This is a genomic window from Sphaerimonospora cavernae (assembly GCF_042435035.1).
GTDB lineage: Bacteria > Actinomycetota > Actinomycetes > Streptosporangiales > Streptosporangiaceae > Sphaerimonospora > Sphaerimonospora cavernae.
The window spans coordinates 148,944-167,108 of sequence record NZ_JBHMQT010000057.1; the positions used below are offsets into that span (position 1 = coordinate 148,944).

Sequence of the window (18,165 nt, forward strand, 5' to 3'; positions counted from 1 at the left end):
AGATCCCCCACTGCACGTCCACGCCGGCGTGCAGGGATTCCCGTACGAGGCCCAGCCGGTAAGGTGTTCCCGCGCCTGCGGACCCCGCTTCGTTTCCGTCTTCACCTCGAAATACAACAGTGCGTAACTCCCGCATCACAGATGCAATTGGGGGACACTGAGGGTGGTCAAGACACCCCCGGGTCTGACGAAGAGGTGAACGCAATGGTCGCCGAACTTCCCGCATGGGCCGTACGACTCCGTGCCGAGCGGCGCAACCGGCTCTGGAGCCAGAAAGAGATGGCTCGCCGACTCGTCGAAGCCGCCGATGAGGAGACGCGCAGAGGCCTCCCCATTCGAGAGACGATCGTCCGCCGGATCAAGGCGTACGAAGCGGGGCACAACCAACCGCGTGATCCGTACCGGCTGCTATACACTCGGGCGTTTGGGATCAGCGAAGCGGAATTGTTCGACATGTCGCAAGTTCCGAGCCGTCCGACCCTTGACGATGTCCTCGCGAAACTGCCTGATGGCGACTCCCTTACCCCCCTCCCCGCCAGGACTGGGCGGCGCATCGGGATGAACACGATCGCCGACCTGTCCGCGAGAGTCCATCGTCTGCGCCTGGCCGACGACGTACTGGCCGGCGGCGACCTCCTGCAGCCCGCGTTCCGCGAACTCGGCACCGCCACCCGGCTCTACCGCGAAGCCACCTACACCGAGAACACAGGTCGCGCACTGCTCGGCAGGATCGGTGAACTCGCGCAGATTACCGGATGGATCGCCAGCGATGCGGGTCGGCACGGAGAAGCAGCCAAGGTCTACCGTCTCGGCATCCACGCCGCTCAGGAAGCCGGGGACGGCACCCTGGAATCGAACCTCCTCGGCTCTCTGGCCTACCAGGTCACCAACGTCGGTGATCCTCATGAAGGGGTGACGCTCGCCCACGCGGCACTCGACGTGATCGGGCCGCACGGGCCGGCGCGAGCGCGTGCCCTCGCCTGGGATCGCGTCGCCTGGGCGCACGTTCAAGTCGGCGAAGACGAGTCGGCCATGCGAGCGCTGGGCGAGGCCGGCGCCACCCTTGAACAGCACGGCGGCGAGGACGAGCCCACCTACCTGTACTGGATGGACGCTAACGAGTTGCAGATCATGGAGGCACGCGCCTACACCGAACTACGGCGCCCGCTTCGCGCAGTACCTGTTCTCACCGACGTGCTGGGCCGTTACGACGCCACCCACGCCCGCGAGCTCGCCCTGTACCTGTCCTGGCTCGCCGTGGCGCTCACGGACGCGAACGAGCCAGAGGAGGCGGCCCGCACCGCCTGGCGGATGTTCGACCTGTCAAAGGACGTGGCCAGCGACAGAACACTTCGCCGTCATCGTGTCGTCCTCGACCGGCTTGCACCGTACCGGGACGTGCCAGATGTGCGGGAACTGATGAACCACCCTCAAGAAGCCTGGCGCTCGGAGTAATCGCCAGTCGGCTGCGATCCTGTTGCGCGGGACGCGCCGAGATAGCTCGCAGCCAACCAAAACGGGTGTGAGACTTCCACTTATCAAGGATGATATATATCATGCAAGGTATGTTCGCGATCGAGCTGGAGCCTGAGGTACAGACCTGGCTTGAGGAACTGAGTTTCCCCTTCTACCAGCGCATCATGCGCAACGTGGATGACTACCTGGTCGACCGGGGCGACCTGCTCGATGGCGTCCACACCAAGGCGTTACGTGATGGCGTACGGGAACTCCGGGTCATCCTGGGCGAGACCTCATGGAGGATTACCTACTGGCTGCCATCGAAGCGGGGTAGGAAGATCGTGTTGTTGACGGTGTTCCAGAAGACCCGGGAAGGACCCCAGCACGACGATGTCGAGCGTGCGGTTAAGGCCAAGCAGATCTGTGAGGCGGTCCATGGCGACGCGACCACCCACGTGTTCGAAAGGAGCGGGTAATGGCCGGGCATAGTAGTTGGGAAACGCTCAAGACGGCGCGGATGCGTGGCGGGGTAGTCGAGCACCCGGAATATGTACAGGCCGGGCTGGATCTGCGGCTCGGCGACATGATCCGCTCCCGTCGGGTCGAGTTGGGCCTGACGCAGGCTGAGGTGGCCCGACGAGCACAGATCAGCCAGCCTGCCCTCTCGCGTATCGAGGGTGGCGGTGGAGTGCCCACGCTGGCCATGCTCGACCGTCTTGCCAGAGCGATGGGGACCACGTTCACCATCACCGTCGGACAGGACGCAGCGGCCTGACGTCTGCGAGTCCTGTCGTCCACCGCAGAGCCCGCCTGCCGTCACGGGGGAAGCAGAGCAGGCGGGCGGCTCAGGTGGCTCAGCTTGCCGGGCAGCGGTGGTCGGCGTCCCGGTTCGGCGAGCAGCAGACCACGGCGCAGGAGACGAAGCGCCCGGAGCGCAGCCAGATCCCCCACTGCACGTCCACGCCGGCGTGCAGGGATTCCCGTACGAGGCCCAGCCGGAAGTCCAGGCCGATCCGCTCCTCGTCGCCGGGGTGGAGGAAGGACGGCTCGGCCGCCCGGTACCGCTCGGCCAGCCAGGCCATCGCCTCGTCCACGCCGGCCGGGGTGACGTCGATGCGGCGGGCCGGTTTCAGTAGCCAGTCGCAGGTCCGCATCGGCGGCAGCAGCGAGGCCAGGAACGGCCCGGGGTCGGCTGGCGGCAGCGGTGGACGACGCTCGGCCTCACGGCGGCGATCGTCGCCGATGCCGGTCCAGGAGTAGCAGTGCAGGTGCAACCGGGGTCTCCCTACAGTGGCGGGCTCTCCTACATTGGGTGGGGTGCGGCCCCTGCCTGATTGCGCCGGGCAGGGACCGCACGCTTGATCACGGCCGGGTGCTGCCGGGCCGCGGTGTTACAGCGCGGCGGTGGCGAGGCCGGCCGCGCGCAACTCCTCCCCGGTGAACCACAGCGTCCCCGCGGCCGGGTTCTTGCTGTCGCGCAGCGCGAAGGCGTCGGCCACGCCGGGGATCGGCGCGAGCTCCACGCAGGACTCCATCTCCTCCTCCTGCTGGTTGCCGCCGCACAACCGCCGAAACCGGGCCCCGGCCAGGTCACGCCCGTACAGGTCGTCCATCTCGTCACTCTCCATCGGATCGACTCCCGTCCGTACGGAATGCCGGACGGGTTTTACCAAGAAGGGGGGCGGCCTCCCGGGAAGGCCCCTCAGCCAGAAGAAGGCCACCCCCGAGCCCCGCCGATCACGGCCAACAGCGACCGGCGAAGCAGCTCAACAGCGCGGTTCTAAAACGGGGCAGCTCAGCGGGCGAAACCCAGCAGCAGATCCCGCCACAGCTCCTGGGCACGGCAGGTGATCAACCGCTCGGTCTCCCGTACCTCGGGCCTGGCGCCACGGGTGCGATCGGTCCGGCGGATGAACCGCAACCCGCCCGCGCTGCACAGCTCGTACGACACGATCCGGCACTGATCACACGTGTGCTGAACGACCCGCGCGTACGTCGTCCGCCGCGTGTCCGGCAGCCACCGCAACCGCACACAGTCCGGCTGTTCCGGAGGAAGATGCAGACCGAGACACGACGGCGGGAGCCTGCCCGGCTCCTCCGACCGCCAACCGCTCACGCCGTCGCCGCCGACCCGGCCGCACCCGCCTGCTCGGCGACGGCCTCCTGTTCGGCGATGGCCAGGCCCAGCTCACGCAGGTCATCGGCGTCGACCGTACGCCACGCCCCCGCCCGCTCAGCGACCACCGAGAACGGCCGCACCCGCGACGCCCACAACCGCCCCGCGTCACTCCGCATGATCCTCCACCCAGCGAAGTCCGCCGAGCGAGAGAGCATCGCTGCTTCATCCTCTGTCATGTTCTGAACCTCGCGATCAGGGCTCCGTCCAGAAGGGGGCTAAGCGTTGGACAGGTCCATCGAAAGTGTCGTACGACACTAGACCTTACAGCGGTCCCAGCCGCGCAGTCCAGAAAATGGCCTACGACACTTGGCTAGGATGGTGGGGTGCATGCAGACCCACACTCGCCGGCCCGCCGCATCGTGGCCGACCTGAGAGACGACATCACCGCCGGTCGCCTGCCCGCAGGGGCGAAGCTGCCCTCAGTCCGAGACCTCGCCGACCGCTACAGCGTGTCCCGCAGCACCGCAAGCAAGGCATTGATCCTGCTCAAGACCGAGGGGCTCGTGAGCACTCGGCACGGCTCCGGCGCCTACGTGCGCGAGCCGTACCCGGTCCGACGCCTCGGCCCGGACCGGTACGCGCGCAGTCGCTGGCAGGTCACGGTGGTCGAGGCGTACGAGAACGAGCATGCGGATGCCGCGGCCACCCGGCAGCAGGGCCACCAGACGCAGGAGATCAGTCTCGTCGAGGCCGACGAACACGTCGCCGCCGCGCTCGGACTACAGCCCGGCACCATCGTGTACGAGCGGGCGCGTGTGATGACCCGTGACAGCGTCCCCACTCACACCATGACCAGCTACTACCGCGCGGAGGATGTCGAGGGCACTCCCCTGGTCGACCCCTCACCAGGAATCGCCGGACCGGGCGGCGGCTTCCAAGTGCTCGCCGACCGGGGTCTTCCACCGCAGGAGATCACCGAAGACCTCAACGCCAGGGTGCCTACCGCTGACGAGACCCTGCTCCTGGAACTTCCACCGGGCGAAGCTGTCGTCGAGGTCCGCCGCACCACCCGCACCGCCGAGGGCCGGGCAATCGAGTATGCCCGAGGCGTACACGCCGCCAGCCGGTTCATGTGGTCGTACACCTTCGCCGTCCCCGACTGAGACCGGCTTGGGTCGGACCTTCCGTAGGAGGAAGCCGCACCGGAGGTCATCACACCAAAGCGCTTGGCGGCGCCGCCTACAGGCTGTGTACTTGCAGTGGTCGGCGACGGGTCCAGGGGACCTCTTCCCGGGCACCGGGATAGCCGACCTCATTCATGCCGTATGTCATGGGCGTTGGAACTGACAGGTCCTGAGCCCGATCCGCACCGGTCTCCCTTCAGAAGTCCAACTGGTCACCATCGAGAGCCGATTCGCCAGGTTGGACCACCTTGATCTCTTGCTCGTCTTGGGGGTTCGCAGGTCGCGTCGTCTCTCGGACGACATCCGGGTCATATGGCAAATCCCTAGCGAGGAGCCGCTACTTTGGGCTGCCGACGCGGGAGCCGGATCTACGACGTGGTGGCTGGATGGTCAGTCGAGCCCCGCCGGTCGCGGCCAACTGCGACCGGCGGGGCAGGCGGCGGGCAAGCCCGCCACGATCAGTTCTTCATGACCTCGGTGACTCTGCCCCGCAGTTTCGTGGCCGATGACGAGACAGACACGAACTCCTCGGACTGGTATTCGATCTGCTCGTCATGCAGCGTGAACGAGTTGATCTGCGGGCCGTCCTCGCCGCCTCGCACCTCGTAGACGACCTGCCATTCGATGTCCTCTGAGTAACCGGGACCGATGTACGTCGGCGAGATCCGGTAGGTGATGTTGCAGCCGGCGCTACCGAAGCACTTCTTTTTCAAGATCTTGATATCGATCTTGATATCCCTTGGCTTCGGAGTCATCTCCGCGGGCTCTGGTTCCGGCTCAGGTTCAGCGGATGCCGACTGATCTACGGCGATGGCGTCCGGAGCGTTGCGCGTCGGCGTGGTGTCCACCTGCGAGGAGGTGTCACCGGCGACGGCCACGATCGCGGCGCAACCACCGAACAGGAGCAGGAGGGTGCCGCCAACGATGGCGAGGATCATCCCCGTGTTGGACTTCTTGGGCGGCTTGGGGAACGGATATCCCGTCCCAGGAGGCGGGTTGTAAGGAGGTGGACCGGGGGGACCTTGCTGATGGGCCATCGTCGGAACTCCGAGAGACGTGACACTTGGACACAAGCAAGACGCTTATAGAGCGTGAATAGAGTACACGATAACACCGTTTAATCTGCCACTCCATGGCGCAACAGCCCGCCTGCCGTCACGGGGGAGGCAGCTCAAGGAGGCAACTCTCAGCGGGCGAGACCCAGCAGCAGGTCTCGCCACAGCTCCTGGGCACGGCAGGTGATCAGCCGTTCCGTCTCCCGTACCTCGGGCCTGCCGCCGCGGGTGCGATCGGTCCGGCGGATGAACCGCAACCCGCCCGCACTGCACAACTCGTACGACACGATCCGGCACTGATCACACGTGTGCTGGACAACCCGCGCGTACGTCGTCCGCCGCGTGTCCGGCAGCCACCGCAACCGCACACAATCCGGCTGCTCGGGAGGAAGATGCAGACCAAGACACGACGGCGGGAGCCTGCCCGGGTCGTCCGACCGTCGACCGCTCACGCCGTCGCCGCCGGCCCGGCCGCGCTCACCTGCCCGGCGACCTTCTCCCGCCCGGCGTCGTTCCCCAGGGCCGGGGCCGCCTGCTCGGCGACGGCCTCCTGCTCAGCGATGGCCAGGCCCAGCTCACGCAGATCATCGGCGTCGACCGTACGCCACGCCCCCGCCCGCTCAGCGGCCACGGGGAACGGCCGCACCCGCGACGCCCACAACCGCCCGGCATCGCTCCGGATGATCCTCCACCCGGCGAACTCCGATTTGGGGGACATCGCTCTATCGTTGCTCATAGTCAGGACTCACCTCCTGATGAGGGTCCGTCTGGTCGTAGCCGCGACAGGCGGACCCGCTTTCACGCAGGCGGTGGATTTCTCGCTCCTGACCTGCATGACGGGCTCGGACGACCCTCATGCTGGTGGGAAGAGCAGACGCGAAGTGACACAGCGAGTGTCACCGTTCGTGTTCTTTACGTTACTCCGAGCCAATCGGCGAACCCGATCAGCGGTTCGCTGCCGGCTCGGTGGAGCCGCAGCAGCGTCTCGACGTCCTCGCGGACCCATCGGTGCTCCCGCGTGTGCTGGGGGGCGATACGGCGCGCGGCCCGCAACGACTCGAAGGCCGCGTCCCTCATGCCGGCCCACAGTTGCGCCCGTGCCAACTCGATGAAGAAGCCGCTCCGGCGTTCGGCGGGCATCACGGCTGGCGGCGTCCACGTTTTTGCGAGGTCAAGAGCGAGCCCGAGGTGCGGGTCTCCGAGGCTGACTGCGACCGACACCTCGTGGATGCGTACGGAGTCCGGCCCGAAGGCCGTGCCGTAGTAGATGCCTTCGGCAACCCTGCCGCCGAGTCGCCTGGCCTCGCCGAGGTGGCTCAGTGCGGCCTCGGTCTGGCCCCCGCGTGCCGCGATGACGGCCGCCCGCATGTGCAGCGACCCCAGCACACCCAACCGCTGGAAATCCTCGCCGCCCCCTTCCGGCAGGAGATCGATCTCCAATTCGAGCGCTCGCAGCCCCGCGTGGTAGGTGCTCGTGGCGAAGAAGATCTCCGTACGGACGTAGCCCGTCGAGGCCGCAAGGAGCGGGTCATCGGTAAGGGCGGAGGTGCCGCGCATCAAATCGATCAGCCGGGCCGACAGGTCCAGATACCCGTACTTGAAAGCGGCCGCGTCGGCTGCCCGATAGCCGGCCACGAGCAGCGGCGCGAGGCCGGGCATCGTCTGCAGCCCGCGAATGAGCTCCGCGAGCAGGTCGGGAAGCGCGTGTGACAGCCGGACGTACTGGGCCTCCAGACGCCACCGCACCGCTTCATCGACGGCGGCCTGCAACTGCGGCAGGGGGCGTACCGGACCGTCGTCGGGAAAATCGCAGGTGGCGATGGCCTTCCGGAGAAGCGGGATCGTGTCATGGACCCGGCCGTCACGGCGATCGGCGCCGTTCAGCAGGCGCGACGGATCAACATTCAGGGCTGCGGCGATGGCGTCGAGCACGTTATCGCTCGGTTTGCGGACCCCTCGCTCCAGTTTCCGGATCATGCTGAGGGAAACGCTGGCCGCCCGTGCCAGATCTGTCTGGGTCATCCGGCGGGCGCTCCGCAACGCGGCGATCCGCCCGCCGGGAGTGTCGTCAGGTTTCCTGGAGGTCGTCACCAGGGGCTCCATCCGGTCCTGCACAGGAGAGCGGGTAGTTCGGCCAGGCTGCCGATCCGCCAATCGGCGGGCACGGAGGGGTCGTCACCCCACAAGTGCCCCCAGGGGCCCCGCCGGATCAAACAAGTCAGCAGGCCCGCCGCCTTCGCCGGGACGACGTCGTTGACAGGGTGATCACCGACGTAGACCGTCTCCTCGGGAACCACCCCGGCCAGCTCGACAACGCGACCGAAGAACCCCGGGTCCGGTTTCGCCACCCCCCACTCCTCCGAGGTGGCGATGGCGTCAACGGGCAGGTCCAGCCCGCGTAACAACTCCCCCGCCCTGGCCGTCTGATTTCCGGCGACGCAGACGCGCAGCCCCGCGTCCCGCAGGGCCTGCAGCCCGTGCCGCACGTCGGGGTACAGATCCGTCTCATCCAGGAACTCGCCCCGCCCGGATGCCTCACGCTCCCGACGGGCCGCATGTACGTCGATCCCGGGCCGGATGAGCCGCAGGGCCTCCGCATTGTCCAACCCGAGAGCCGTCACCGCACCGACCAGAGCGGACAACGTGTGGCGGGGAACGCCCAGCCAGTCCGCCCACGACCCCCAGTACCGATCGTCACGGACCAACGTCTCGCCGATGTCGAACACCACAGCCCTGACCACACCCGCAGCGTAAGCCAGTTCGGTCATCCAACTCAGGCGAAAGACTCAGCCAAGACCTGTGATCAGCCATCATCGACATCCTGTCCCGGGTTGGTGTTCGCATGGTCGATGGGTTCAACAGACACCCGCGAGTCGCAAACCTTGATGAATGGGCGTTTTATATCCATATGTAGAGATCTCTGGTGCATTAATATGATTTTAAGTGTCATATCCTGTATAGCCGCTATATACCTAATCCGTGGAAAAAAGAATCTTGTTCTGCTTCAACACGGGATGACATGTAGCTTCAACTTGGTAAGCTTTGCCCCCGAGGGGACCCCGAGTTCCCCGAGTATAGGAAGGGGTCAAGTGCGCAAGATCGAAATTGACGACGAGGTGTACGCACACCTCCAGAGCAGGGCGAAGGCTTGGGTCGAGGAACCGAACGACGTTCTGCGACGTCTTCTCCTGGGTTCATCACCCAACGAGCAGGGAGTGCTGAAGCCCCTGATCGACGCCGGCCTGCTTCGGCCCGAGGACCAGCTCGTCTGGCGACGTCCCCGACTGGGCAAGGTCCATTACGCAGCTGTCCTCCCCGACGGCCGTCTTCGCATCGAGAGCGGAGAGGTGTTTGCAAAGCCCTCGCCCGCCTGTAAGGCGCTGTCGGGTCAGGAGACCGATGGCTGGGCGGCGTGGCGCCGCGCCTCCGATAATCGCAGCCTGAAGGACATCCGAGGCGAACTCTAGGAGAGTAAATAACTGCTTAAATAGTCAAAGTTTCATCAGGCAGTTAAATGCCTATTGGTACTCCAGGAAGGACTTACTTTGAACAATCCGTCATCACAGCCGTACATCTGGCTGCTGGTGGCCATCCTTACTTCCCTGGTCATCGCGCTGATCACGGCCCTGCTCAAGACCAAGGATGGCGCTAAAACTACCACCATGATTACCGCTGCCGGAATCGCGTTCGGCAGCACGATGACGGTGTGCATGACCACCCTCGTTGCGATGCGTCTTCTGTAATAATCCAACAGAAAATACAGAAGATCTCAGGTTTCTCTTCGAGCGGGAATCACTGAACAGCGTGTGCCTCATAGAGGAGGCGCACTCGCAGATCCCCCAATTCTAACAGCGGCCCCAGGCTTCTAATCCGAGTAGGGCAAGATCGGGGCGGGATCGAGATTTTTTGGGGGGCCTGCGAGTGCGGGTCTGGGCTTCACAGTATTTTTCTTCTTATCATGAAGGCCCTTGGCCACCTCTTCTGCGTAGCGCTCGTGGTTGAGCTCAAGCAGTCGGTCCACGAACTCGCGCTGGGCGAAGGGGCCGACCGTGTAGCGGGTCTCACGGCCGGCGACCAGGTTGTGGCCGTGGTCGAGCAGGTCGAGCAGGTCGTCCCAGCCGTACGCGCGGCAGACGGCCTCATCGATCGCGCGGTGGATGGTGCGCAGCTCGACAATGTCGTCATCGTGGCACGACGGATCGTTGACCAGGTTGTACGTCGCGGTCAGCCCGGCCTTCCTGGCGTGCATCACACTCCGCCGGTAGGTGTCGAGCCGCTCGCCGAGCTCGCGCATCTCTTCCGTCAGCTCCGGTAGTGGCAGCGTCTCGAAGACGTCCGATGGCGTGTACCTGAGGTCCGCCTTCATTGACGACGCCCGAGCACGTGCCCACCAGTAATGCGGCGCACTCGACAGCAACGCCAACATTGCCGTGTCGTCCGTCGCGAAGATACCCAGCATGTGTGAGAAGACCTGCCCGGTGGGCACCATGATCGGCATCACAACCTTGCTCACCAGCGTGATCGCGACAACTCGCTCCAGCCCAGCGATTGCTTGATACAGCCCGGGGGCGCGCTCACCATATTGCCACCATCGCTCACGACGAATCTTCCGATTATTCTTGTCACGCTCCGGCTTAACTAGTCGAAGCGCCTGATCGTAAGGCTCTGGATACTGCTTCGCCTGCGACTCCTCCATATCGGAGAAGTTGATGACCCAGCGGCTTCCGGAACAGTCTGGACGCGAGTTTAAGTCCTGCCCGTTAACGAATGGAAAGAGTACCTCCGCGTTCCTAGGATCGTTATTGATCATCGCCGCTGCAGCCTGCTCTGACATCGTAAACCCGATCCCATCGATCTTCGATGCCTGGAACGAGCCTTTTGCGTTAGCCACCAGTCGGTAAGGATTTCCAGATACACGGGATACGGGGTCCAATGATGGCGTGATCCCCGAAACAGAGACGCCATCGACGATCCGCTCAGCCTTCTCACTTAAGGAGAAACGACTGGTCCAGAGAGCACAGAATTCCAGCACGGCGCTCCTTGACGGCCACGGTCTGCTCTTAATGGCCTGTCGAATGATTACCCCGCTCGCCGTTAGCCGGTCGGGACCGACCTCGCGGGTGTCACCCTGAGCAAGGGTATTCGTGGCAATCAAGCCCGTCTGACCACTTGTGTTAAGTAATTCGTGAGCACGAAGCACGAAATAAGCGACCAGGTCGGCGTTACCCTTTGTTCCGCGGGCAACAGCAGACACCAAATGTTCACGATACGCAAGGCCGCTGGACCCGCTGATCTTCGAACCGCCGAGGAAGGGTGGGTTGCCGATGATGGCGTCGAAGCCGGGGCTGGCCGATCGGGGGCGTACCGCGTCGCCTGGCTCGCCGGAAGTTTCGCCGGCTTCCGCCGCGAAGACCTCGGGGAAGACCAACGGCCAGTGGATGGGGTGGCGGTCGAAGGTGCCGGGGACCTGGTCGGTCGCCAGCCATGCCGTGCGGGACTCCTCCGCCCTCGGCAGGATGCCGGGCTCGTCGTTCACCACGCCGCTCGCGAGGTGCGCGGCGTTCAGGGACGCCCGGTCGAAACCGCGGAGCTTGCCGACCTCCGGAGCGGCCTCGGGGTCGCTGATCTTGCCTTGTTCGATGGCGTACTTCAGGGACGCCCCCACCAGCAGATCGGCGAACAGCCGGGCCTGGCGGGTCTCGCTGTCGATCTCGGAAAGGATGCCGCGCTTCTGGTTCAGCGCGTCGATCCCGTTCGACTCCACCGAGATGTCGACAAGGCGCCGCCGCTTCTCCGCTGTGCCGCGGACGAGACGCTGGACGTCCTTGGTGAAGTCGAGCGCGGCGTCCTCGAACACCTTGCGGCCGCGCGACGGCACGAGGTGCATGTATTCGAGCTGCTCCAACGACGTGATGCCCAGCAGCGCGTCGCCGACCGCGAGCCGGTCGTCGACGAACGTGAACGGCCGCGACGGGTCCATCGACACCAGCCACAGCGACAGCTTGGCCATCTCGACGGCCATCGGGTTGATGTCCACGCCGTAGAGACAGTGCTCGATGATCTGTCGCCGGGCTTCGATGACGACCGGGTCGGCGTCGGCGTCGGCCGTACGCTCCCCGGAGCCGTCCAGATAGGCGACCGCCTCCTCGCGGCCCTCCTTCGACCAGGCCTCGACCAGCCGCTCGCCGAGATAGCGCGCCGCCGCGACCAGGAAGGCCGCCGAGCCCATCGCGATGTCGGCGATCTTCAGGCCGCGGTGCCCGTCCGTGCCGAGGATCTCGGCCGAGGAGCGCGGCTTCCACTGCGTCCGGTCGGCCGTCTGCAGCGGCCCGGGGGCGTACACCAGCGGCTCCAGCGCGCCCTCGACCACCTGCTCGGCGAGGAACCTCGGCGTGTAGTGCGTCCCGGTGTTCTTGCGCAGCGCCGACTCCGTGACGTACAGCGCGCCGGGCAGGATGACGACCGGCAGGCCGCGCAGGTCGTCGCGGAGCAGCCCGATGTACGGCAGCAGCCGGGCGGCCAGGTCGGCGTCGCCGCGCGTGACGGCGAGCAGCCGCCGGGTGGCCTCCAGCCGGTCGGTCTCGTCCAGGGGCGTGAGCCGCTTGCGCAGCGCGGCGACGCTGCCGATGCCGGAGTCCCTGTACTTCTCCGCGAGCCGGCCGGCCAGAGCCTCGGTGTCGCCGCCGACCTCCCGGGACAGGGACTCGAGGTCGAAGAGGTCGACCTCCTCCTCGCGGCCCACCTTGCCGACCAGGCCGACGACCGTGTCGGCCGCGCGGAAGCCGTCGAACGACAGCAGGCCCTCGTAGACGTACCCGATCTGTTCGACGTCGAGCGAGCGGAAGCTGAGCGTGCGGCGTTCGCGGTTCTTCCCGGTGCCGACCTCGACGTACTGCACCGCGCGCAGCATGTGCAGCACGGTCCGGTCGTCGATGGTCAGCGGCATCCAGGCGTGCGCGCCGGGGTCGAACAGCGACCCGTCGTGGGCGTGCATGGTCAGCCGCGGGTGCCGTACGCCGCTGTGCACGGCGCGGAACAGCGCGAGCAGGCGGTGCCAGGCGGCGTGGCTGTGGGTCAGCTCCTCCTCGCTGCCGTCGATCGCGCGCTGCTCCAGCTCGGCGCACAGGCGGCCGGCCGAGTACGCCGTGGCGTACACCTTGTTGTCGGACGGCAGCAGGCCGCGTTCCTCGGCGAACAGCAGGAAGACGACCCGCATCATCACCGAGACCGCGCCGCGGTAGACCTCGTGCGCGGTGACCTCTCCCGGCACGCCGGCCCGGCCGATCGCGGCGACCAGCAACTCGACGGCCTGGCGGACCTGTACGCCCAGGGCCTCGGTGATGTCCTCCTGGCTGTCCAGGCTGGCCTTGAGCAGCGCGGGCAGCCGTTCGGCCTCGGGGAACACGAAGAACCGGCCGGCGCCGAGCAGGGAGACGAAGGCGCGCAGCACGTCGCGTTCGGCCCGCTCCGGCCAGGGGATCGCGTCGAACACGGCGGTGGTGGTGACCCCGCCCCTCGGGGCCCAGACCAGCGCCCACCAGCGGCCGTCGGTGACCAGGCCCAGTTCGATGCCGTGGTGGCGGCAGAGCATGGCCATCCGGTCGGCGGGGGTGGCGGCCCATGCCGACGACTTCACGCGGGCCGTCGGGTGGCCGCTGCTGACCATGCCGAGCAGCCGCGTCGTGTCCGGTTTGGGGGCGTGGCCGGGCACGGCCAGCGCGAAGCTCGGCGTGACCGTCGTGTCGTGCTCGGGTACGTCGATCGCGAGGTGGTCGAGGCTGCCGTCGGTCGGGGCGATGTGTACGGCCTGGCCCCAGCGCAGCAGGCCGCGCAGCACGTGTTCGATCCAGGCGCGGCGGTCGCGGCCCTTCTGCCAGCCGGCGTGGGCGAGGCGGAGCCGTTCGAGCTGCTGCTTGTCGACCGCGTCGAGGGCCGGCCAGGTGGTGCGCAGCACCGGGAGGCTGAGGAACGGCCCGGTCACCTCGACCAGGCTCAGCCAGCCCTGGTGGTCGAAGTCCCGGCTGAATTTTCTCATCGGGTGGCCTCCCGCCTCGGCACGACGAAGACAACGGCCACCGGGAACCGGTGCGGCCGGGGGTCGCGGTAGCGTGCCGCGATCGCCGCCAGTTCCCGGTCGCGCTCGCGGCCGAGGCCGGTCAGGCGTTCCTCCCAGGATCTGCGGTCCCTGCGGTATTGGTCGCGCTCTTCCCTGCTGCCGGCCGCCTCGATGCGGCTGATCAGCGCGTTGCCCTGGTCACCCTCGGCGATCTTGGCCCGCAGGGTGGCCTCGAACCGATCCAGGTTGGCTGTGAGGCGGTCCTGCTCGGCCGCCATGCGCTGGGCGAGCTTACGTTGCAGCTGGTCGCGTTTCTGGTCCTTGCCGTCGATCCGCCAGTCGATGGACTGCAGGACCGAGTTGCCGATCTTCGGCCAGGCCTCGGCGAGGCGGTGCCGTACGGGCACTGAGGCAGGGGTGCCGCCCGTGAGGGCGCGGTCGAGGATGCCGCCGAGCACGGTGAGGTTCTCCAGGCGGCGGAACCGGCCGGTCTCCGGCACCCAGCCGCCCGCGTGGAGGACCTCCTCGTGCAGCCGCACACCGTCGCCGCCGACCAGGACGAACCGGCAGAACGCGCCGACCAGCGTGGTCTCCAGCGCCGGGTCGTCGCTGACGACGGCGGTGACGCGGCGCAGGCCGATCTCGGCGTTGGAGACGGCGGCGCGCAGCAGCCGGGTGGACATGCCGACGAGCGGGTGACCCAGGTGGGCCAGCACGACGTCGTCGCGCACCCGGCCCTCCGGGTCGAGCGTCGCCTCGGGGTCGAACGTCACCGGCCGCTGGCGCGGCTGCTCGTCCCTGCCCGCGGGCTTGGCCAGCAGGCCGACCGCCGCCCGCGCCCACGACCCGGTGAGCGGCGGCACGCCCCACAGGCCCTCGGTGAGGTGCTTCTCGTCGAGGTGCGGCTTGAGCGGCTGCTGCCTGGCCAGCTCCAGCGCGGTGTCCACGACCCGCTTGACGTTCGCCGGGGTGATCCGCAGCTCGGCGACCGTGTCGGTCAGGTTGGCGCGGAGCTTCCGTACCTGCTCGCCGACGTTCGCCTCGGCCGGCACCGCGCCCGCCGAACCTCCCGCCGAACCTCCCACCGAACCGCCCGCCGAACCTCCCACCGAACCGCCCACCGAACCGCCCGCCGAGCCGACCGTCGAACCGCCCGCCTGCTCGACGTCGTAGTCGGCGATGTCGCCGAGCACGCGGCGCTGTACGGCCCGGGCCAGCACGGCGTTGACCGAGCCGAGGTCCTCCTCCATCCGGGCGACCTTGTTCGCCACCCGGGACAGGAACTCCAGGTCGGCCTCGTAGGAGTCGACGGCGCCGTCCCAGCCGGTGCCGATGAAGTGGCGGATGTCCGGCGTGCGTTTCTGGCCCCACCGGTCGACGCGGCCGATCCGCTGTTCCAGCTTGTTCGGGTTGAACGGGATGTCGTAGTTGACCAGCCGGTGGCAGTGGTTCTGCAGGTCGATGCCCTCGCTGGCGGCGTCGGTCGCGACGAGGATCCGTACCGGATGCTCGGCCGGGTCCTTCTGGAAGGCCACGCGCAGCTGCTCGCGTTCGACGGCCGACAGGCCGCCGTGCAGTACGGCCAGGCGGTCGCCGGCGAGGTCCTCCTGGCGCAGCAGCTCGACCAGCCAGCGCTGCGTGTCGCGATATTCGGTGAACACCACGACCCGCTCGTTGGTCCAGTGCGCGTCGGGGCGGCAGACCGCCCGCAGATAGTCGATGAGCTGCCGTGCCTTGGCGTCGGGGGCGGACTCGTAGTCGCGGGCCCGGTCGCGCATCCGGGTCAGCAGCTCGACCTGCTCGGCGCCGGTGACGCCCTGCAGCGGCGACGCCATGGAGATCGCGTCGTCCTCGGCCTGGGCGAGCGGATCGTCGTCGAGGGTCGCGGTGTCGTCCCAGAAGTCCTCCAGCCACTCCTCCTCCCCCTCGTCGAGGGACGTGACGGCGGATGGCAGGGGCTCCCGTACCGTGTCCAGGTAGACGTCGAGGGTGTGCGCGAACGCGGCGGGGCTGGAGAACAGGCGCTTCTTCAGCAGCAGCGTGACCAGGTCGGCGGCCTTGCGGCCCTTCGTGTCGGCGTTGAGCGTCGCGCGGCGGGCCTTCGCGAACCGCTTGAGCAGCTCGTGCACCGCGCGTTCGTCGGCCGGGTACGCCACCGGGATCGCGCGGGCCTCTCGCTCGATGAAGCGCTTGGTGCCGTCGGCGTTGACGATGTGCCGCTTGAGGCGGCGGATCACCGTCTCCTTCACGGCCGCCGGGTCGGGGTCAACGCCGCGGGCGAACCGCTGGTCGTCGATGATCTCCAGCAGGGCGGTGAACGACGCCTGATAGCCGTTGTGCGGGGTCGCCGACAGGAACAGCCGGTGGGTGAAGTGCGGGGCCAGGCGGCGGATCAGCTTGGTCTGCTGGGAGTCGACCGCGTAGACCTGGCGCGGCGCGGCCGGGGCGACGTGGTGGGCCTCGTCGAGGATCAGCAGGTCGAAGCGGCGCTCTATGGCGGCCGGGTCGAGGACCTCGTCGAGCAGCCGCTGGGCCTTCTGGCCGCGCAGCCAGGGCAGGCTGACGATGCTGAGCGGATAGACCGTGAACGGGTTGGCCGCGCTGCCGTGGGTGCGGCGGACCAGCGCGCACCGCTCGGTGTCGATGATCGTGAAGTCGAGGCCGAACTTCTCGGCCATCTCGTCCTGCCATTTGAGCGTGAGCCCGGCCGGACAGACAATCATGATTTTTCGTGCTCTGTGGCGGAGAAGTAGCTCCTGGGCGACAAGTCCGGCTTCGATGGTCTTGCCGAGGCCAACGTCGTCGGCGAGCAGCAGGTTCACCCTCGGCGCGTCCAGGGCCCGGGAGACCGGTTCGAGCTGGTAGTCCTCGATGGCCACACCCGAGCGGTACGGCGCCTGCAGCGTCTTCACGTCGGCACTGGTGACCGCCGACCAGCGGATGGCGTCCAGGAACGCGGCGAGCCGCTCGGGCGGGTCGAACCCGTCGGGCGTCACCTCGGGCAGCGAACCGCTCGGCAGCACCCGGCGGCCCGGCTCGATCTCCCACACGACGTCGAGCGTGTCGCCGTACCGGCCGTCCTCCACGCTCTGCAGCGTGACCATCGTGCTGACGCCCGAGCCGTCGACGTCGCTCACCACCCATCGCTGGCCGCGTACGGCGACCAGTTCCCCGATGGACGGCTCCCGCGATGTCGCAGTCGTCACATTCGCTCCTCGCCGCCGCCCCTTGCCGGCGTTCACCGGCCTCCGCTACACCAAGACACAGTAAGGGCATCTTCCTAACGACCGGCGAAAACGGTCCAAGTCCGCCCACCCGAAGATCCACCCGATAGCGCACGGCGGAATCTACGCCAGGCGGCACTGCTTTTCCATATGTTTGTGTTTTCGCTTCACGATCGATACCACCGTGACTTGGAACCTGACGGCCTCCTCCACCGTCATGGTCGACTAGCTTTGATCACCAGCGGCCGGGATCCGGATGGTCGGACAGGTGAACAGGTGGACAGGCGGGCAGGTGGCGTGAGCCAGGAGACGCCTCCCCGCGGGGAAGAGGGGCGACGAGCTGTGCGGATCGACCCGCGCCGGTCCGTGCGGACATGGAACCGTACGATCACGGTGGCCGCCGCGGCCGTGATGGGCCTCGCGGGATGGCAGAACCGCTGGATCAGCGACGACGGCCTGATCGCCGTACGGACCGTCCGGCAGCTGGTCGCGGGCAACGGGCCGGTCTTCAACATCGGTGAGCGCGTCGAGGCCAACACCAGCATGGCCTGGACCTGTCTGGTCGCGCTGGTCTCCTGGATGAGCCGGAGCGACGTGGCCTACGTCTCGGTCATGCTCGGCCTGGTGTGCACGGTCGGCGCCGTGGTGTTCGCCATGCTCGGCGCCATGGCCCTGCACGACGGCTCGCGCCCGCTCCTGCCGGCCGGCGTGCTGATCGTCCTCGCGTTGCCGCCGTTCTGGGAGTTCGCGACCTCCGGGCTGGAAACCGGTCTGGCGTTCGCGTGGATAGGTTCGTCCTGGTGGCTGCTGGTCCGGGCGGCTTCGGGCGGCCCGGCGCTCCCGCTGGTGGTCGTCCTCGGTCTCGCGCCGCTCGTCCGGCCCGAGCTGGCCCTGGTCTACCCGGTCTTCTTCGCCGCGTTGCTCGTACTGCGGCAGCCGGGATGGCGTGGCGCCGCCCGCTGGTTCGCGGTCTCGATGGCCCTGCCGGTGGCCTGCCAGATCCCCCACCCAATGGACGAAGATCAGCCCTCAACGCCGATCCTGGGGGTAAGGGGGTAGGAGTTGGACA

18 protein-coding genes are annotated in these 18,165 nt (G+C 67.4%); 7 read left to right on the forward strand and 11 right to left on the reverse strand.

The window, feature by feature from the left end:
- Nucleotides 1-204: 204 nt before the first annotated feature.
- The 3 genes from ACFHYQ_RS25555 to ACFHYQ_RS25565 all read left to right on the forward strand — a co-directional run bounded on the left by ACFHYQ_RS25555 (nt 205) and on the right by ACFHYQ_RS25565 (nt 2,233).
- Nucleotides 205-1,455, forward strand: coding sequence for an NsdA family TPR-like regulatory protein (locus ACFHYQ_RS25555; protein ID WP_394303674.1), 1,251 nt, complete (start codon nt 205-207; stop codon nt 1,453-1,455).
- A 110-nt stretch (nt 1,456-1,565) separates the two neighbouring features.
- Nucleotides 1,566-1,934 (forward strand): type II toxin-antitoxin system RelE/ParE family toxin, encoded by a 369-nt coding sequence (locus tag ACFHYQ_RS25560; RefSeq protein ID WP_394303675.1) that lies wholly within the window; start codon nt 1,566-1,568, stop codon nt 1,932-1,934.
- A complete protein-coding gene (locus ACFHYQ_RS25565; protein ID WP_394303676.1) occupies nt 1,934-2,233 on the forward strand; it encodes a helix-turn-helix domain-containing protein in 300 nt (99 codons plus the stop codon). Before ACFHYQ_RS25560 ends, ACFHYQ_RS25565 begins: the two co-directional genes overlap by 1 nt.
- A 79-nt stretch (nt 2,234-2,312) precedes the next feature.
- Here the strand turns inward: ACFHYQ_RS25565 and ACFHYQ_RS25570 are convergent, their stop codons facing one another.
- The 4 genes from ACFHYQ_RS25570 to ACFHYQ_RS25585 form a co-directional block, all read right to left on the reverse strand.
- Nucleotides 2,313-2,732 (reverse strand): hypothetical protein, encoded by a 420-nt coding sequence (locus ACFHYQ_RS25570; protein ID WP_394303677.1) that lies wholly within the window; start codon nt 2,730-2,732, stop codon nt 2,313-2,315.
- Between the two features lie 117 nt (nt 2,733-2,849).
- Entirely contained in the window at nt 2,850-3,086 is a 237-nt protein-coding gene (locus ACFHYQ_RS25575) for a DUF397 domain-containing protein (RefSeq protein ID WP_394303678.1), read from the reverse strand.
- A 167-nt stretch (nt 3,087-3,253) separates the two neighbouring features.
- Entirely contained in the window at nt 3,254-3,574 is a 321-nt protein-coding gene (locus ACFHYQ_RS25580; RefSeq protein ID WP_394303679.1) for a hypothetical protein, read from the reverse strand.
- Nucleotides 3,571-3,753 carry a hypothetical protein gene (locus ACFHYQ_RS25585; RefSeq protein ID WP_394303680.1) on the reverse strand — a complete coding sequence of 61 codons (183 nt, stop codon included), beginning with the start codon at nt 3,751-3,753 and terminating at the stop codon, nt 3,571-3,573. The genes ACFHYQ_RS25580 and ACFHYQ_RS25585 overlap by 4 nt, the downstream gene beginning before the upstream one ends.
- A gap of 207 nt (nt 3,754-3,960) precedes the next feature.
- Here ACFHYQ_RS25585 and ACFHYQ_RS25590 point away from each other — a divergent pair, with 207 nt between their 5' ends.
- Nucleotides 3,961-4,740: a GntR family transcriptional regulator gene (locus ACFHYQ_RS25590; RefSeq protein WP_394303681.1), complete on the forward strand. Its 780-nt coding sequence runs from the start codon at nt 3,961-3,963 to the stop codon at nt 4,738-4,740.
- 479 nt (nt 4,741-5,219) lie between these two features.
- On the opposite strand, the gene ACFHYQ_RS25595 is transcribed toward ACFHYQ_RS25590, so the two are convergent.
- The 5 genes from ACFHYQ_RS25595 to ACFHYQ_RS25615 all read right to left on the reverse strand — a co-directional run bounded on the left by ACFHYQ_RS25595 (nt 5,220) and on the right by ACFHYQ_RS25615 (nt 8,584).
- Complete coding sequence (locus ACFHYQ_RS25595; RefSeq protein WP_394303682.1) at nt 5,220-5,699, reverse strand: hypothetical protein; 480 nt, start codon at nt 5,697-5,699, stop codon at nt 5,220-5,222.
- 248 nt (nt 5,700-5,947) lie between these two features.
- Nucleotides 5,948-6,178 carry a hypothetical protein gene (locus ACFHYQ_RS25600; RefSeq protein ID WP_394303683.1) on the reverse strand — a complete coding sequence of 77 codons (231 nt, stop codon included), beginning with the start codon at nt 6,176-6,178 and terminating at the stop codon, nt 5,948-5,950.
- Between the two features lie 86 nt (nt 6,179-6,264).
- Nucleotides 6,265-6,552 (reverse strand): hypothetical protein, encoded by a 288-nt coding sequence (locus tag ACFHYQ_RS25605; protein WP_394303684.1) that lies wholly within the window; start codon nt 6,550-6,552, stop codon nt 6,265-6,267.
- 176 nt (nt 6,553-6,728) lie between these two features.
- On the reverse strand, nt 6,729-7,907 hold the full coding sequence (locus tag ACFHYQ_RS25610) for a helix-turn-helix domain-containing protein (protein WP_394303685.1): 1,179 nt from the start codon (nt 7,905-7,907) through the stop codon (nt 6,729-6,731).
- The gene (locus tag ACFHYQ_RS25615) at nt 7,904-8,584 is read right to left on the reverse strand and encodes an HAD family hydrolase (protein ID WP_394303686.1); all 681 of its coding nucleotides are present in this window, start codon (nt 8,582-8,584) and stop codon (nt 7,904-7,906) included. Before ACFHYQ_RS25615 ends, ACFHYQ_RS25610 begins: the two co-directional genes overlap by 4 nt.
- 321 nt (nt 8,585-8,905) lie before the next feature.
- Between ACFHYQ_RS25615 and ACFHYQ_RS25620 the strand changes: the two genes are divergently transcribed.
- Entirely contained in the window at nt 8,906-9,283 is a 378-nt protein-coding gene (locus ACFHYQ_RS25620) for a restriction system modified-DNA reader domain-containing protein (RefSeq protein WP_394303687.1), read from the forward strand.
- 78 nt (nt 9,284-9,361) lie between these two features.
- Nucleotides 9,362-9,559, forward strand: a complete 198-nt coding sequence (locus ACFHYQ_RS25625; RefSeq protein ID WP_394303688.1) for a hypothetical protein — start codon at nt 9,362-9,364, stop codon at nt 9,557-9,559.
- A gap of 122 nt (nt 9,560-9,681) precedes the next feature.
- Here ACFHYQ_RS25625 and ACFHYQ_RS25630 read toward each other — a convergent pair whose 3' ends face one another.
- The gene (locus ACFHYQ_RS25630) at nt 9,682-13,851 is read right to left on the reverse strand and encodes an Eco57I restriction-modification methylase domain-containing protein (RefSeq protein WP_394303689.1); all 4,170 of its coding nucleotides are present in this window, start codon (nt 13,849-13,851) and stop codon (nt 9,682-9,684) included.
- Entirely contained in the window at nt 13,848-17,078 is a 3,231-nt protein-coding gene (drmD, locus tag ACFHYQ_RS25635) for a DISARM system SNF2-like helicase DrmD (protein ID WP_394303690.1), read from the reverse strand. Before drmD ends, ACFHYQ_RS25630 begins: the two co-directional genes overlap by 4 nt.
- Before the next feature lie 315 nt (nt 17,079-17,393).
- Between drmD and ACFHYQ_RS25640 the strand changes: the two genes are divergently transcribed.
- Nucleotides 17,394-18,155: a hypothetical protein gene (locus ACFHYQ_RS25640; RefSeq protein WP_394303691.1), complete on the forward strand. Its 762-nt coding sequence runs from the start codon at nt 17,394-17,396 to the stop codon at nt 18,153-18,155.
- Nucleotides 18,156-18,165 lie beyond the last annotated feature (10 nt).

Excerpts from the sequence above, each read along its gene's own strand:
- ACFHYQ_RS25555 (WP_394303674.1), top strand. The coding sequence starts at position 205 with ATGGTCGCCGAACTTCCCGCATGGGCCGTACGACTCCGTGCCGAGCGG.
- ACFHYQ_RS25560 (WP_394303675.1), top strand. The coding sequence starts at position 1,566 with ATGTTCGCGATCGAGCTGGAGCCTGAGGTACAGACCTGGCTTGAGGAA.
- ACFHYQ_RS25565 (WP_394303676.1), top strand. The coding sequence starts at position 1,934 with ATGGCCGGGCATAGTAGTTGGGAAACGCTCAAGACGGCGCGGATGCGT.
- ACFHYQ_RS25575 (WP_394303678.1), bottom strand. The coding sequence starts at position 3,086 with ATGGAGAGTGACGAGATGGACGACCTGTACGGGCGTGACCTGGCCGGG.
- ACFHYQ_RS25585 (WP_394303680.1), bottom strand. The coding sequence starts at position 3,753 with ATGCGGAGTGACGCGGGGCGGTTGTGGGCGTCGCGGGTGCGGCCGTTC.
- ACFHYQ_RS25595 (WP_394303682.1), bottom strand. The coding sequence starts at position 5,699 with ATGATCCTCGCCATCGTTGGCGGCACCCTCCTGCTCCTGTTCGGTGGT.
- ACFHYQ_RS25605 (WP_394303684.1), bottom strand. The coding sequence starts at position 6,552 with ATGAGCAACGATAGAGCGATGTCCCCCAAATCGGAGTTCGCCGGGTGG.
- ACFHYQ_RS25615 (WP_394303686.1), bottom strand. The coding sequence starts at position 8,584 with ATGACCGAACTGGCTTACGCTGCGGGTGTGGTCAGGGCTGTGGTGTTC.
- ACFHYQ_RS25630 (WP_394303689.1), bottom strand. The coding sequence starts at position 13,851 with ATGAGAAAATTCAGCCGGGACTTCGACCACCAGGGCTGGCTGAGCCTG.